A 15,565-nucleotide genomic window follows, 5' to 3' on the forward strand; every position below is an offset into this window, starting at 1 on the left:
TTCGCTGTCCCGCGATGATCGCTTTCTAGCTTATATGTATGATGGAGAGCGGCCTGCTAGTACAAGCCGAAGAAGATGATAAAGAAAATGATAAAGAAGATCATGTTGATGAAGATAAGGAAAACATATGGAATAAAAAAAGAGACAGATGCATGTCTGACTCTTTCCTTGGTTTTTTCAGATGTAAAGTGCGATGTGGTTTTAGGACGGCTTCTCAGCTTTTGGTGGCGCAGGAAGCGTCGCCTTGCGGGATAGGTTCACGCGACCTTGCTGGTCAATTTCCGTTACCTTGACGGTGATGGAGTCTCCGACGGCCACCACATCTTCCACCTTGCCTACACGTTCATGCGCAAGCTGTGAAATATGGACCAGTCCCTCTTTGCCTGGCAAAATTTCTACAAAGCAGCCGAACTTCTCGACGCGCTTGACTGTACCTAGATACGTCTCGCCAACGACAACTTCTTTCACCAGGTTTTCAATGATTTCTTTGGCCTTTTCATTCATTTCCTGGTTCGTAGAAGCAATAAAGATGCGACCATCCTGCTCGATATCGATCTTCACACCTGTTTCCTCAATAATTTTGTTGATCACCTTGCCGCCTGTTCCGATCACATCACGGATCTTGTCCGGGTTAATGTTCATGGTCATGATTTTCGGCGCATAAGGGGACAGCTCTTTGCGTGGCTGCTGGATTGCGGCAAGCATCTTGTCCAGGATGAACAAACGTCCGTGCTTCGCCTGGGTCATCGCTTCCGACAAAATGGAACGATTGATGCCATCGATTTTAATATCCATCTGAATGGCGGTCACTCCTGCAGCCGTACCTGCTACTTTAAAGTCCATATCTCCGAGATGATCTTCCATGCCCTGGATATCTGTCAGGATGGATACATGCTCCTCATCCTTGATCAGACCCATTGCAATACCTGCAACCGGCGCCTTGATCGGTACCCCTGCGTCCATCATCGCCAGCGTACTGGCACAGATGCTGGCCTGCGAAGACGAACCATTGGACTCGAGCACTTCTGAAACGAGACGAATCGTATAAGGAAACTCGGTTTCAGGCGGAATGACTTTTTCCAGTGCCCTTTCTCCCAAAGCCCCATGTCCAATTTCTCTGCGTCCCGGTGCACGAAGCGGTCTGGCTTCGCCGACACTGAACGGTGGAAAGTTGTAATGATGCATGAAACGTTTGGATTCTACCAAATCCAGTCCATCGAGAATCTGGACATCTCCCAGTGCACCCAATGTACAAATGCTCAGAGCCTGTGTTTGACCACGGGTAAATAGTCCAGAACCGTGCGTTCTCGGCAATAGCTTCGTATCGCACTCAATCGGTCTGATCTCATCCAGTGCTCGTCCATCCGGGCGAACCTTATCATGCGTAATGAGGCGTCTAACCTCTTCCTTCACGATAGTGCTGAGCACTTCCTTGACATCCTTCAGCTTAGCCGCATCTTCTTCGTATACCGAAGTGAAATGGGCCATCGCTTCAGCGGAAATCTCATCAATGGCATCCTGTCTCGCATGCTTTTCCTGAATCTGGACGGCTTTTTGCAGACGTGTCTGGGCAAAGCCGCGAACGTCTCCATTGATATCCGCTGCTACTTCCTTCAACACGACTTCCATCTTCGGCTTGCCGCACTTCTCAACCATTTCCTCTTGCTTGGCTACAATCTTCTTGATTTCCTCATGTCCAAACATGATCGCTTCCAGTACTTCTTCTTCCGGAACCTCATCCGCTTCCCCTTCTACCATCATGATGGCATCCTTCGTTCCAGCCACTACGATGTAGAAGTCACTCTTCTCATCCTGTTCCACGTTTGGATTGATAATGAGTTTGCCGTCCACACGGCCAATAGCCACGCCTCCGATGGGTCCCTGGAAAGGCACATCAGAAATCGACAGCGCGGCAGACGTACCGATCATCGCTGCCATTTCGGGTGAACAGTCCTGATCCACACTCATGACCAAAGACATGATCTGAACCTCATTCCGGAATCCCTCTGGAAATAAAGGACGAATCGGTCGGTCAATCAAACGTCCGGCCAGAATGGCTTTTTCACTCGGACGTCCTTCGCGCTTGATAAATCCACCTGGAATTTTCCCTACAGCATAAAGGCGCTCTTCATAATTCACCGTCAACGGGAAAAAATCAAGATCCTTTGGTTCTTTGGAAGCCGTCACTGTACACAGAACGACCGTCTCTCCATAGCGAACCGTTACGGCTGCATTCGCCTGTTTGGCAAAGCGGCCAGTTTCCAATGTCATCTTGCGTCCTGCAAGCTCCATCTCAATACGTTGTTCCATACATTCCCTCCTGTAACTCCACAATCAGCTTGTTGGCATAACTTCATAGTTATTCTTCATAGTATACAGTATTTCCTTCCCCGATGGGAAAAATTACTGTGCGTCCACACTCTTTACAATCCCGTCCATGCCCGCCTGTCAACAGGGTTCCCTGCCAACGCGCTGGTATGTATAAAAAAACAACCTCCAAACGGAGAGGTTGTTTTTTTATCAAGACTTAACGACGCAATCCAAGTCTCTCAATGAGAGAACTATAACGACTGACGTCCTTATTTTTCAGATAAGCCAAAAGCTTTCTGCGCTGACCAACCATTTTCAACAATCCGCGACGGGAATGATGATCTTTTTTGTGGGTACGCAGATGCTCAGTCAAGTTCTGAATGTTCTCAGTAAGGATAGCGATTTGTACTTCCGGTGATCCTGTGTCTGATTCATGTGTCTTGAACTCTTCGATTAATTGCTGCTTACGCTCTAGTGTGATTGCCATCCTGTTCACCTCCTCGATACTTAATCGCCGCTAGCCCAGAATCCGACGGTGAGACGGTAGACCGAGCTACGGTTCCATGTTTGTCACAACGAGAATTAGTATACCACATCTTCGCTGTAAAAGTAAACGTTTCTTTCCCTACGTACGGCGCTTTCCCGCTTTCATGTAAGGGTTCTATCGGTCAGAAGCATTTGTCTCGCCTGTTCAGCATCCATCCGGATCTGCTCGACCAGTTCATCTACAGATGCAAACTTGCGCTCATCCCGGACATAGGCCATGATTTCAACCCGGAGCCCCTGACCATACAGATCTCCGGAATAGTCAAACAGATGAACCTCGATACTGTCTTCTGTCTGATGGTCATGAAAGGTAGGCCTGCGTCCGATGTTCATCACGCCGTTTTGAACCGTCCCTGTTTCCATAAGGTGTACCCGTACCGCATACACGCCTCGCTTTGGCAAGACAAACGCGCTGTCCAGTTCCACATTTGCGGTTGGAAAACCAATGCTGCTGCCTCTGCCGTCTCCATGTACGACCTTGCCTTGCAAGGCATATTTTCTCCCGAGAAAACGCGTGGCTTCCCCGATTTCTCCAAGATGCAGCTGCTCACGGATATACGTACTGCTTACTTTTTGTCCATCCAGTTGAAAGGGAGGAACCACCTGCACATTCAACCGCTGGCCTGCCAGCTCTCGCAACGTGTCTACCGTCCCGGCCCCTCTGCTGCCGAACGTAAAATCAAAACCGACGATAACAGCCTCGCAAGCCAGCTCTTCGATATATTGCTGTACAAATTGTGCCGGTGACAGCTTCGCAAAATCAGCATGGAACGACACGATAAAGACGTGATCGATCTCCAACCGTTCAAATTGCTTCAGCTTCTCTTCAAAAGGGGCCAAAAATTTCGCATACACGCTGTTTCCCAATACTTCACGCGGATGAGGGTGAAAGGTCATCACCGAAGACCGAAGACCCGATCTCCCGGCGGTCTGGACGGCGGTCTGAATCACTTGCTGATGACCCAGATGAACGCCGTCAAAATCACCAATCGCCATCGCATGTGGATGGAGGTCTGCTGCTGCTGCTTTGACCGATTCCGGTGTCGTAAGATGGATTACCCGCATACTCTCATCACCTGCCTTCATTCAATCATCATGCCGGAACACCTTTACAGGTGATAGTCTGCTGGAGGAGTCAAGCCGAAAGATTCCGATGAACGTATCGGCAGGACCATACACTCTGACTAGCTGATCGACAGGCCAGCCCTCGTGATTGGTGATCGGTTTGCGAAGGCCGTCACACAATCGCTCTGCCGTCTGTTGGTCCACATGGGCAGATGGAAAATGCACGACTCCCTGATCAGGTGGAAGCAGACACGAGGCGAGTTGGTCAGATTGCACATGCTGCTCCAGTTGCTCCAGTGTGACACAGTCCGCTGTCGTGAACGGACCGGTACGTGTACGTACCAATTCACTCATCACAGCCGGTACGCCAAGCGACTTGCCAATGTCCACGCACAAGGTGCGAATATAGGTGCCTTTGGAACAGCGGACACGAAATTTCAATCTCGGTTCTGCACAGGCAGCGTCATAAGAAAGCAGCTCAATCTGATAAATCCACGCTTTCCTCACCTTGCGTTCCACGGTCTTGCCCTCCCGGGCCAGTTCATACAATCGCTTGCCATCTACTTTGACAGCGGAATACATCGGTGGTGTCTGCTCAATCTGTCCTTCCATCTCTGTCAATGCACGTAAGATGGCAGCTTCTTCAATTACCACCGGCTTGTCCGACTTTGCGATCACTTTACCCGTCACATCTTCCGTATCTGTCGCAAACCCCAATATCATTTCCGCTTCATATTCCTTTGGCAGCTCCTGTATATATTCCACCATTCGGGTTGCGCGTCCTATACACAAAGGAAGCACCCCGGTCACTTGCGGATCAAGTGTACCAGTGTGCCCGATTCTGCGAGTGCCTAAAATGCGTCTGGCTCTGGCAACAACATCATGAGATGTCATCCCGGCTGCCTTGTAGATGGGAATAATTCCTTCAACCATATAAAGCCCTCTCCACTTCTCGAACGACGGATGCAATAGCTTCGGACAGGGGTCCATCCAGTGTTGCGCCAGCAGCCCGTACATGTCCGCCCCCGCCGAATTGTTGGGCAAGTGCCGCTACATTGGCTTTGCCAGCTGAACGGAAGCTGCATTTCACCGTGCCGTCCTTCATTTCCTTGAAGAGCATACCCACCTGTACCCCTTCAATATTCCGTGGATAATTGACGATGCCCTCCAAGTCTTCATGATTGGCCTTTGTCTCGCTCATATCTTCCTTCTCGACGATCACCCAGGCAATATCTTGCTTCGGTGAGAAGGTCAGCGTGTTCAGCGCCCGCTTCAGCAGCTCGACATGCGCAGAAGTGGTGGATTCCAGCAGAATCTCAGCCAGCTCACTGGCGCTCGTGCCATAGTCCAGCAGCGTTGCAGCCATTTTCATCACTTTAGAAGAAGTATTGGCATAACGGAATCCGCCCGTGTCTGTCAACAGGCCGGTATAAATGCAATCTGCCAGTTGCTTGTTCCAGGACAAGGACATGAACGTAATCAAATCATACAGAATTTCCGCTGTCGCGGAGGCGTCTGCGATGACCAGATTAGCTGTCCCGTACAAATCATTCGTAGGGTGATGGTCAATATTGAGCAACGGAAGTCCGGCTGGAAATCTGGCCGCAACCTCTCCGATTCGCTCAAAATCAGCACAATCCACGGCAATAATGGCTTGCGCTGCCGGCAATTCAGACAGCAGTTGAGCGTTCACAATGCGATCCGAACCGCATACCTCGTCAAATTTCTGAGGCACCGCTCCGTCGTTCAACAGCGTGTAGCGTTTGCCCAGCTGATCCAGCATCAGTCCTACTGCGCAGGTCGAACTGGCTGCATCCCCATCCGGGTGGATATGAGAAACAACCAGAAAGGAATCATGCTGCTGCATAAACTGAGCGGCTTCGCTGAATTGCGCACTGTACGATGAAGTAAGAGAAGGACCGCTCATAGGCGATCGTCCTTCTCGTTGATTTCCTGCAGCAACGCCTCGATGCGGCTTCCATACTCTATCGAGCTGTCAAAACGGAATTCAATTACCGGTGTATGTCGCAGTCGCACACGTTTGCCAATCTCCGAACGCAGAAAGCCTTTTGCGTGATCCAGTGCCTTCAGGGTTGCGGCAATCTGCTCATCTTTTCCAAGAACAGAGAGGTACACGCGTGCCAGTGAGAGATCATTCGTCACTTCAACGCCTGTCACAGTAATAAACCCGACTCTCGGATCTTTGAGCTCTGTCTGGATCAGCATACTCAGTTCTTTCTTGATCTGCTCGCCTACCCGTCCTACTCGATTTTTGGCCATTTCTCATCACCTCTTATCTGTTGACACATCCGATAGTCTTATCGCTCTATTTGCTCCATCACAAATGCTTCGAAGATATCTCCTTCTTTAAGGTCATTAAAGTTTTTGACAGAGATTCCGCATTCGTAACCTTGTGCCACTTCCTTGGCATCATCCTTGAAGCGTTTCAGGGCATCGATTTCGCCCTCGTATACGACAATGCCGTCACGGATTACACGCAATTGACCATTACGGGTAATCTTGCCGCTTGTGACCATACAGCCTGCAACGGTCCCAACACGACTGATCTTGAACACATTGCGGACTTCAGCCTGACCGGTGACAACTTCCTTGAATTCCGGATCCAGCATCCCTTTCATCGCCTGTTCAATTTCCTCGATGACGTTGTAAATGATGCGGTGCAGACGGATATCCACTTTTTCTTGTTCTGCTGTCGTTTTGGCAGCCGGCTCCGGTCTGACATTGAAGCCGATGATGATGGCGTTGGAAGCAGATGCCAAGATGATATCCGATTCCGTAATCGCCCCGACACCGGTATGAATAATTTTAACGCGAACGCCTTCCACATCAATTTTCTCCAGAGAGCCTTTCAATGCTTCAGCCGAGCCCTGCACGTCTGCCTTGATGATGACGTAAAGGTCTTTCATTTCGCCTTCTTTGATATGCTTGTAGAGATCATCCAGGGTGACACGAGAACTTGCGTTCAGCTCACTCTGTCTCAAGTTGATGGCACGTTTGTCAGAGATTTCTCTCGCCTTGCGCTCATCTTCAAATCCAATCAGGCGATCACCAGCCTGTGGCACTTCCGTTAATCCGGTAATTTCAACCGGCGTAGATGGCCCCGCATCTTTCAGACGACGGCCCTTGTCACTAACCATAGCCCGAACACGTCCGAAGCATACGCCAGCGACAAACGGATCTCCAACACGCAAGGTTCCTTCCTGAACGAGAATACGGGCAACCGGCCCTTTTCCTTTATCCAGTTCGGCTTCGAGAACTGTCGCTCGTGCTTCCTTGTCCGGGTTGGCTTTGTATTCCTGAACTTCTGCCACGAGCAAGATCATCTCCAGCAGTTCCTCCAGGTTCATCCGGTTTTTAGCCGAGATATTCACAAAGATCGTATCTCCGCCCCACTCTTCCGGGACAAGCTCATACTCTGTAAGTTCCTGCTTGATCCGATCGGGATTCGCGTCCGGCTTATCAATTTTATTCACGGCCACGATGATCGGCACATTTGCTGCCTTGGCGTGGTTGATCGCTTCAATCGTTTGGGGCATAACGCCGTCATCCGCAGCGACGACCAGAATCGTAATATCCGTCACCTTGGAACCGCGTGCACGCATCGTCGTGAACGCTTCATGACCTGGTGTATCCAGGAACGTAATTTTTTTCTGGTTCACTTCTACCTGATAGGCACCGATATGCTGCGTAATACCGCCTGCTTCTCCTTCGGTGACATTGGATTTGCGAATGGCATCCAGCAAGGTTGTTTTCCCGTGGTCAACGTGACCCATGATGGTGACAACTGGCGGGCGATCCTGCATTTTATCCGCTTCATCGGCTTTTTCAACGATTTCGAACGGATCTTCTTCCACAGGCAGCTTCAACTCAATCTCAATGTTGTACTCTTGGGTAATCAGCTGAATGGTATCGAGATCGATTTCCTGGTTAATCGTCGCCATGACACCCAGGAACATCAGTTTCTTGATAATCTCTGACGCGTCCTTGTGAAGGAGCTTCGCAAGATCTCCGACCGTCATCTCACCACGGACAATGACTTTTTTCGGAGTGTTGTCAATTTTCTCTTTTGGCGGCAGGTTGCGGTTCTGGTAGCGACCTTTTCCTTTGCCGCCTTTGCCACCTCGATTTCCGCCCGTGCGGAAATTGCTGGCTTTGTTATCGTCAAAACGTTTGTTGTTTGCTTTGTTCTTCTTCGTCGTTTTCCCTTTACTCGCGTCCAAATCAGCCTGATTGCGATGCTCTGTACGGCTGCCGGCAGCATTTGTGGTTTCGTTGCGCTTGCCAGCAGCAGACGGATTGGTCTGTCCGCCCTGTCCAGATTGATTTCTCGGGGCCGGCTTGCTAGCACCTGCAGCGGCAGAAGGTCTCGGAGACGGTTTCTGCTGGGAACGGGATGCTCCCTGCTGGTTACGAGTGTCTTGACTTCTCGCATTCTGCTGTCTCTGTGGACGAGCTTGCTGTGATGATGGATTCGACGTTTCTTTCTTGTTTTGCACGGATGCGACCGCCTCACTCTTCTGTACGTTAGATTTTGCCTGTTCATCCCGCTTTGCCGCAGCATTATTTTTCAGTTTCTTGAAAAACTGCTCGACTTTATTAATCGCGTCCGTTTCCATTACGCTCATATGGTTGTTCACAGGAATCTCTAATCGTTTCATGATGGTAATGATTTCTTTACTACTCATATTCATTGATTTTGCATATTCGTAAACCCTTTGTTTTTCGTTTTTACTCAATACCGTCCACCTCCGTGTTTTGTTTCGCACTCTCCTCAATGATTCGGGCAAACCCCTCGTCTGTGACGGCTACTACAACTCTGAGATCTTTACCCGTACAATGCCCCAGCGTATAGCGATCCAGCACTTCAATGAGCGGGACCTCATAGCTGTTGCATTTATCGCGATACTTTTTGCGTGTATTGTCAGAAGCATCCGTCGCTACAATCACGAGCTTGGCTTCCTGGCTGCGAACCGCCTTGAGCACACCCTCATCGCCTGCCACCAGCTTGCCTGCGCGTTGGCAAAGGCCGATTCGAGACTGCAATTTATCCTTCATTGGATTCGCCCGCTTCCCTCGCACAATGAACCGTTCTTCGGCTTTCCCGGATTTCAGCTTCCATCGACGTATAGGTCTCGTTCGAGATGGAAACCTCCAGTGCCCGTTCAACGCCCCGGTTTTTCTGGACCAGTCTGATACTGTCCACCGAACCGCAAATATAGGCGCCGCGCCCTGACTGCTTTCCGGTAAAATCCAAGCAAATGTCCGATTCCGGCGTCTTGACGATCCGAATCAATTCTTTTTTGGGCAACATCGCCTGACAGGCCACACATTTACGCAAAGGAATTCGCTTTTGTTTCATTCTGAACCCCTCCTTACAACATGAACCGATTTAGCTGCGATCTATATCAAACTCTTCGCTGTCCAAGTTCTCGTTCTCAAATTCTTCCACTGTCTCTTCCAGCAAATCGGTCTCATTTTCTTCCGGCTCATCCATATCGCCATAGGCTTCTGCCGCTTGGCTCTCGCTCTTGATATCGATTTTCCATCCTGTCAGTTTGGCTGCCAGTCTGGCGTTCTGCCCCTTGATGCCAATCGCCAGGGACAATTGATGATCGGGTACGATCACCCGTGCCATCTTCTCCTGTTCCCTCACTTCCACATGCATGACCTTGGAAGGACTCAGCGAATTCGCCACGTATTCCTCCACGTCTTCAGACCAGCGAACGATATCAATCTTCTCGCCATTGAGCTCATTTACAATCGTCTGAACACGAGAGCCTTTCTGTCCTACGCAGGAACCGACCGGATCGACGTCCGGATTCTCTGAGTACACCGCGATTTTAGAACGATAGCCAGCCTCGCGTGCGACGGAGCGGATTTCAACGATGCCGTCATAAATTTCCGGCACCTCCAGCTCAAACAAGCGCTTGAGCAGGCCGGGATGTGTGCGCGACAAGAAAATCTGAGGTCCTTTCGTCGTATTCTCCACCTTCGTTATGTAGGCTTTAATCCGATCGCTCTGACCAATCTTGTCATTGGGCATGACTTCGTTCATCGGCAGCAGTGCTTCCACTTTGCCGAGATCCACATAAAAATTGCGCGGGTCCACCCGCTGTACAATCCCGTTAATAATATCTTCTTCCTTGTCGATATAGGCATTGTAGATCAGCCCGCGTTCCGCTTCGCGAATCCGCTGCGTAACCACCTGTTTGGCTGTCTGGGCAGCAATACGTCCGAAATCTCTCGGCGTCACTTCAATCTCCACAATATCGTCCAGGTGGAAGTTCCCGTTCATCTCATGGGCCGCCTCAAGTGAAATCTCCAGTCTCGGGTCCAGCACTTCCTCCACTACGGTCTTGCGTGCATAAACCTTGATCACGCCAGTCTGGCGATTAATATCCACTCTCACATTTGCGGCTGTATTGAAATTACGCTTGTAGCTAGAAATCAGGGCAGCCTCAATCGCCTCAATCAAGATATCCTTGCTGATCCCTTTATCTCGTTCAATCTCATGCAACGCTTCAATGAAATCTGTGTTCATAAATAAAACCGTCCTCCTCTCAATATGTGACACCTTGTTTGCTACTTGCTATGCTTGCCGCTTAACCTAGAACTCGATGGCGAGTCGGGCTTTTGCCACTTTGGCTTGCGGAATCTCCACCTTTTGCTTTTTTTGCTTTACTTTGATCTCCACCGTTACGAATTGATCATCATAAGCGAGCAGTGTACCTTCAAATTCCTTGGATCCGTCTATAGGTTCATACGTAGTAATGTTGACATATTTTCCGATGGATCTTTCAAAATCTTTCGGCTTTTTCAGCGGTCTCTCCGCACCCGGTGAGGAAACCTCCAAAAAATAGGCTTCAGTAATCGGATCTTTCTCATCCAGCTTGGCACTGATATATTCACTGATCCGCCCGCATTCCTCAATATCAATCCCGTTTTCTTTATCGACAAAGATTCGAAGGAATCGATTCGCACCTTCTTTGACATATTCGATGTCAACCAGTTCAAATCCGTTCTCGTCCAAATAAGGCTGAATCATCGCTTCTACTACTTCTTTGATCGAATGTTGACCCACTGGATGTCGGCCCCCTTCATCTGGATAATGACTCCTTGTTTTTCGGCAAAAGAGAAGAGTGGGTTTCCCCACTCTCTTCTAAGGCACATGTAGTTCTAATTGAGATTATAACATAGCATACAATCTCTTACAAGGGGAGGGGCCCCCGCTACAGGCTTCTAACCGGATCAGAACAAGGAAAGCTGATTGGATTCCGGAAGTCCCCGGAAGCAACCAAAGGACCCCAGAATCTCCACGATCGTTTTGGAAGCTTTCGAACGTTTCTGGAAGTCTTCGACCGAGAGGAATTCCCCGTCTGCTCTGGAAGCGGCGATATTCCTCGCTGCATTCACGCCCACTCCGGCGATAGCGGAGAAGGGCGGGATCAGGGCATCCCCTTCAATGACAAATCGCTCTGCTTCCGAGCGGTACAGGTCAATCGGCTTGAACGAAAAGCCTCTGGCCGTCATTTCCAGCGCCATTTCCAGCACTGGCAGGCTGGCTTTTTCTTTCGGAGCAGCCTGGAACCCTTTCTCTTCAATTTCCTTGATCCGCTTCATAATCTGGTCATACCCTGCACATAGCAACTCGAGATCAAAATCCTCAGCTCGGACGGTAAAATAGGTCGCATAGTATTCAATCGGGTGATAAACCTTGAAAAATGCGGTTCGCACAGCAGAGATGACATATGCCGAGGCATGCGCTTTCGGGAACATGTACTCGATTTTCAGACAGGAATCAATATACCATTTTGGTACCTTGTGATCCTTCATAATCTGAATCCATTCATCGGACAGCCCTTTACCCTTCCGCACACTTTCCGTAATTTTAAAAGCCAGGCTTGCATCCAGTCCGGCTTTATAGATAAGAAACAGCATGATGTCATCCCGACAACCGATTACCGTTTTAATGTTACACGTCCCGTTCTTGATCAGTTCCTGTGCATTTCCCAGCCATACGCCGGACCCGTGAGACAGTCCCGAGATTTGCAATAGATCGGCAAACGTAGACGGCTTCGTCTCATCCAGCATCTGGCGAACGAACTTGGTCCCCATCTCCGGTACGCCATACGTAGCAACAGGGGTACGGATCTGCTGAGGGGTAACACCCAGTGCATCCGTGGAATGGAAGATACTCATCACCTTCGGATCGTTCATCGGAATGGTCGTCGGATCGACCCCCGTTAAATCCTGCAGCATCCTCATCATTGTGGGATCATCGTGTCCGAGAATATCCAGCTTGAGCAGGTTGGCGTCAAAGGCATGATAATCAAAGTGGGTGGTTTTCCAATCCGCACTCGTATCATCGGCCGGGAACTGAACCGGGGTAATGTCCTCCACCTCTATATAATCCGGGACAACAACGATTCCGCCAGGATGCTGACCTGTGCTCCGTTTCACACCTGTACATCCGCCGCTCAGTCTGAGTACCTCAGCCGTTCGCCATTTATGTCCATGCTCTTCCTCATATTTCTTCACATAGCCAAAAGCTGTTTTTTCGGCTACCGTGCCGATCGTTCCAGCCCTGTATACATTTTTCTCCCCGAACAGCACTTTCGTATAGTTGTGCGCATGCGGCTGATATTCGCCTGAGAAGTTCAGATCGATATCGGGAACTTTATCTCCCTTAAAACCGAGAAAGGTCTCGAACGGAATGTCTTGTCCGTCCCCTTTCATCATCGTGCCACAGCCTTCACATGCCTCATTCGGCAGGTCAAAGCCGCTGGGCACACTGCCGTCTGTAAACCATTTGCTCTGTTTGCACGTGCTGCAAACATAATGCGGCGGCAGCGGATTAACCTCGGAAATACCCAGCATCATCGCGACCACAGAAGAGCCGACGGAACCCCTGGAGCCGACGAGATAGCCGTCCTCATTCGATTTCTTCACCAGTCGCTCGGAAATCAGATAAAGAGCAGCAAAGCCGAATTTGATAATCGGCTCCAACTCTTTCTCCAACCGCTCCACCACCACTTCCGGCAAAGGCTGCCCATAGATGCTCTCCGCGGTTCGGTAACAAGTGTCACGGATCTCCTGGTCTGCACCTTCAATCACAGGGAAAAACGGCTTTTTCGGGAACATTTCAATCGTTTCGAACTGTTCTGCCAGGTTTCGGGTGTTATTCACCACTACTTCGTACGCCAGTTCTTCCCCCAGATAAGCAAATTCTTCGAGCATTTCAGTGGTAGTCCGGAAGTGGACGTCCGGCTTCTGCTGATTTTTGAGCGGGCTGAAGCCGGTTATGCCATGAATGGTAATGTCTCGGGACATCTTGTCGATCGGATGCAAGTAATGCACATTCCCAGTGGCAATGACGGGCTTGTTCTGTTTCCTGGCTATTTCAATCACTCTGCGATTGGCATCCTGCAGTTCAGCGGCACTGCCAACCAAACCTTTGTCCACCAAATGCATGTTATTGCCAATCGGTTGAATCTCTAGCACATCGTAATACTGGGCGATCTCTTCCGCTTCTTCCACCGACTTGTTCAACACGGCTTCGAAAAATTCGCCTTTCTCGCAGCCCGATACGATCAGTAGTCCTTCTCTCAGTTCCGTCAGCTTGCTCTTCGGGATGCAAGCGACACGATGAAAATATTCGGTATGGGAAAGGGAGACCAGCTTGAACAGATTTTTTTTGCCCGTCATGTTTTTGGCATAGATGTTGCAATGAAACGGACGCGTGTTGCGAAGATCTTTTCCGACAAAATCGTTCAATCGATTTAAATCATATATGTGCTGCTCGGACGCTTCCTTGATCAAATGATACAGTACATGACCGAGTGCAATGGAATCATCAATCGCCCGGTGGTGATTGTCGAGACTGACTTTGAATTTATCAGACAGCGTATTGAGACGATGGTTTTTCATCGTTGGAAACAGCAACCTTGCCAGTTCCAGCGTATCCAGAACGGGATTGGAAAGCTCCGCCATCTTCAACTGCCTCAGGTTGGCCTGCATGAAGCCCATATCAAATCTGGCATTGTGTGCCACAAGCACAGCATCGTCCACAAACTCGACAAATTCGCGCAGCTTCGGCTCCAATTCAGGCGCATCGTGAACCATGTCATCGGTAATGTTGGTCAATTGTGAAATATGGTACGGAATTTTTTCATGCGGGTTAATGAATGTCGAGAATCGGTCAATCTCCTGACCGTTCTTCATCTTCACGCCCGCAATCTCGATAATTTTATTATTGATGACCGATAGACCGGTGGTCTCAATATCAAATACGACGAACTCAGCATCCTCTAACGGCATCGGAATGGGGTTTATCACGATCGGAACGGAGTCATTGACCACATTCGCCTCTACCCCGTATATGACTTTGATATCGTTCTTTTCCTGGGCATGATACGCCTCGGGAAAAGACTGTACCCCTGCATGGTCCGTAATGGCAATCGCTTCATGGCCCCATTTGGCAGCCGTCTTGATGTAATCCGAAACGGATGTCATGCCGTCCATTGTGCTCATATTCGTATGCAGATGGAATTCAACACGCTTTTCTTTGGCCTCGTCTTTACGGGCTGGTGGTGAGGGTACTTCATGAAGATCATTGGGGATCATCACCAGTTCAGGAACCTGCATGAATCGATCGTATTCGACCTTGCCTCTGGCTTTGATCCAAGAGCCCTTTTTCATCAGCCGCAGAATTTTGACGTCTTCCTTCGTCTTCGCGAATACTTTGCATTGCAAGGAATCCGTGAAGTCCGTCACGTAAAACTGGAATAATGTACTGCCATTGCGCAGTTCTTTTTCTTCCAGCTGAAACACCGTTCCTTGTACCGTCACCCTTTTTTCTTCATCGACAATCTGCTGGATCGGTACCGGCTTGTCCTGAATGGCATAACCAAATTGCAGGGCAGATGGCTCTTCCCCCTGCTCTTCTGAAGCTTCCTGGGCAATGGCCTCCATCATCGTCTGCGTAACCGTGCGCTCTTCCTCAGCCTTTTGCTTGGCGAAGCGCTCAAATTCTTCTTCGCGCTGCTCACTGACCCGGAATGTGACCCGAAATGTACGACAAAAAAAGTTCTCAAAAAACTGGATGAGCTTCTCATCGATCTGACGGCGCTTGGCCAGCTCAATGCCCGTCTGATCCAACAGGCTGACTTGCAAGATATCCTCCTGCACGTCAACCTGTGACTTGAGCATCCATCCATTGATGGCGGTCACTTCACGCTGAATCCAGTCCAAGAACAACGGCCAATATTCTTGTACCAGCTCCCGGTGTGCGACCTGATCGGCATATTCCATAATGAAACTGACTTTGGCAATGTGCGCGAACTGGTCCTGGATGCGTTTACTGAAAGACCGATAGATTTGTTCAGGGACAAGCTGTTCCTTCTGCAAATGAAAGATCCATTCCTGATTGGATCGACTGGTGATCACTCGCTCAATGTGCCCATCCTGGAAATATTGCGAGATCCAGTCCTGTGGTATCGAAGCCTGCTCCATGAGCAGTTCAAAGCGATTGCGTTTATCTTCTGAACGCACCATCCCATCTCCCCCATGAATAAAATGGATATAAAACAAGAAAAACTCCTCACGGAGTCTTCTGTCACATCCC

General features: G+C 49.6%; 12 protein-coding genes. All 12 read right to left on the reverse strand.

Translation table 11 applies throughout. The annotated features are described in order from the left end of the window. Positions 1-201: 201 nt before the first annotated feature. Positions 202-2,310, reverse strand: a complete 2,109-nt coding sequence (pnp, locus tag ACFSUC_RS00345) for a polyribonucleotide nucleotidyltransferase (protein ID WP_379927399.1) — start codon at positions 2,308-2,310, stop codon at positions 202-204. 217 nt (positions 2,311-2,527) lie between these two features. Further along, positions 2,528-2,797: a 30S ribosomal protein S15 gene (rpsO, locus tag ACFSUC_RS00350; RefSeq protein ID WP_379927400.1), complete on the reverse strand. Its 270-nt coding sequence runs from the start codon at positions 2,795-2,797 to the stop codon at positions 2,528-2,530. Between the two features lie 161 nt (positions 2,798-2,958). Beyond that, positions 2,959-3,921, reverse strand: a complete 963-nt coding sequence (locus tag ACFSUC_RS00355; RefSeq protein WP_379927401.1) for a bifunctional riboflavin kinase/FAD synthetase — start codon at positions 3,919-3,921, stop codon at positions 2,959-2,961. A 21-nt stretch (positions 3,922-3,942) separates the two neighbouring features. Beyond that, positions 3,943-4,854, reverse strand: a complete 912-nt coding sequence (truB, locus tag ACFSUC_RS00360) for a tRNA pseudouridine(55) synthase TruB (RefSeq protein WP_379927402.1) — start codon at positions 4,852-4,854, stop codon at positions 3,943-3,945. Next, positions 4,847-5,848 (reverse strand): DHH family phosphoesterase, encoded by a 1,002-nt coding sequence (locus tag ACFSUC_RS00365; protein ID WP_379927403.1) that lies wholly within the window; start codon positions 5,846-5,848, stop codon positions 4,847-4,849. The genes truB and ACFSUC_RS00365 overlap by 8 nt, the downstream gene beginning before the upstream one ends. Then, on the reverse strand, positions 5,845-6,201 hold the full coding sequence (gene rbfA, locus ACFSUC_RS00370; protein ID WP_379927404.1) for a 30S ribosome-binding factor RbfA: 357 nt from the start codon (positions 6,199-6,201) through the stop codon (positions 5,845-5,847). Before rbfA ends, ACFSUC_RS00365 begins: the two co-directional genes overlap by 4 nt. A gap of 38 nt (positions 6,202-6,239) precedes the next feature. Continuing rightward, positions 6,240-8,627: a translation initiation factor IF-2 gene (gene infB / locus ACFSUC_RS00375; RefSeq protein WP_449288684.1), complete on the reverse strand. Its 2,388-nt coding sequence runs from the start codon at positions 8,625-8,627 to the stop codon at positions 6,240-6,242. A gap of 43 nt (positions 8,628-8,670) precedes the next feature. Beyond that, positions 8,671-8,997: a YlxQ family RNA-binding protein gene (locus ACFSUC_RS00380; RefSeq protein ID WP_379927405.1), complete on the reverse strand. Its 327-nt coding sequence runs from the start codon at positions 8,995-8,997 to the stop codon at positions 8,671-8,673. Continuing rightward, positions 8,987-9,301: an RNase P modulator RnpM gene (gene rnpM / locus ACFSUC_RS00385; protein WP_379927406.1), complete on the reverse strand. Its 315-nt coding sequence runs from the start codon at positions 9,299-9,301 to the stop codon at positions 8,987-8,989. Before rnpM ends, ACFSUC_RS00380 begins: the two co-directional genes overlap by 11 nt. Positions 9,302-9,331: 30 nt before the next feature. Continuing rightward, on the reverse strand, positions 9,332-10,483 hold the full coding sequence (nusA, locus tag ACFSUC_RS00390) for a transcription termination factor NusA (protein WP_379927407.1): 1,152 nt from the start codon (positions 10,481-10,483) through the stop codon (positions 9,332-9,334). 66 nt (positions 10,484-10,549) lie between these two features. After that, on the reverse strand, positions 10,550-10,987 hold the full coding sequence (gene rimP / locus ACFSUC_RS00395; RefSeq protein ID WP_379927643.1) for a ribosome maturation factor RimP: 438 nt from the start codon (positions 10,985-10,987) through the stop codon (positions 10,550-10,552). 203 nt (positions 10,988-11,190) lie between these two features. Beyond that, complete coding sequence (locus ACFSUC_RS00400; protein ID WP_379927408.1) at positions 11,191-15,495, reverse strand: PolC-type DNA polymerase III; 4,305 nt, start codon at positions 15,493-15,495, stop codon at positions 11,191-11,193. Between the last annotated feature and the right edge of the window lie 70 nt (positions 15,496-15,565).

Source organism: Marinicrinis sediminis, assembly GCF_042685085.1.
Taxonomy (GTDB): domain Bacteria; phylum Bacillota; class Bacilli; order Paenibacillales; family KCTC-33676; genus Marinicrinis; species Marinicrinis sediminis.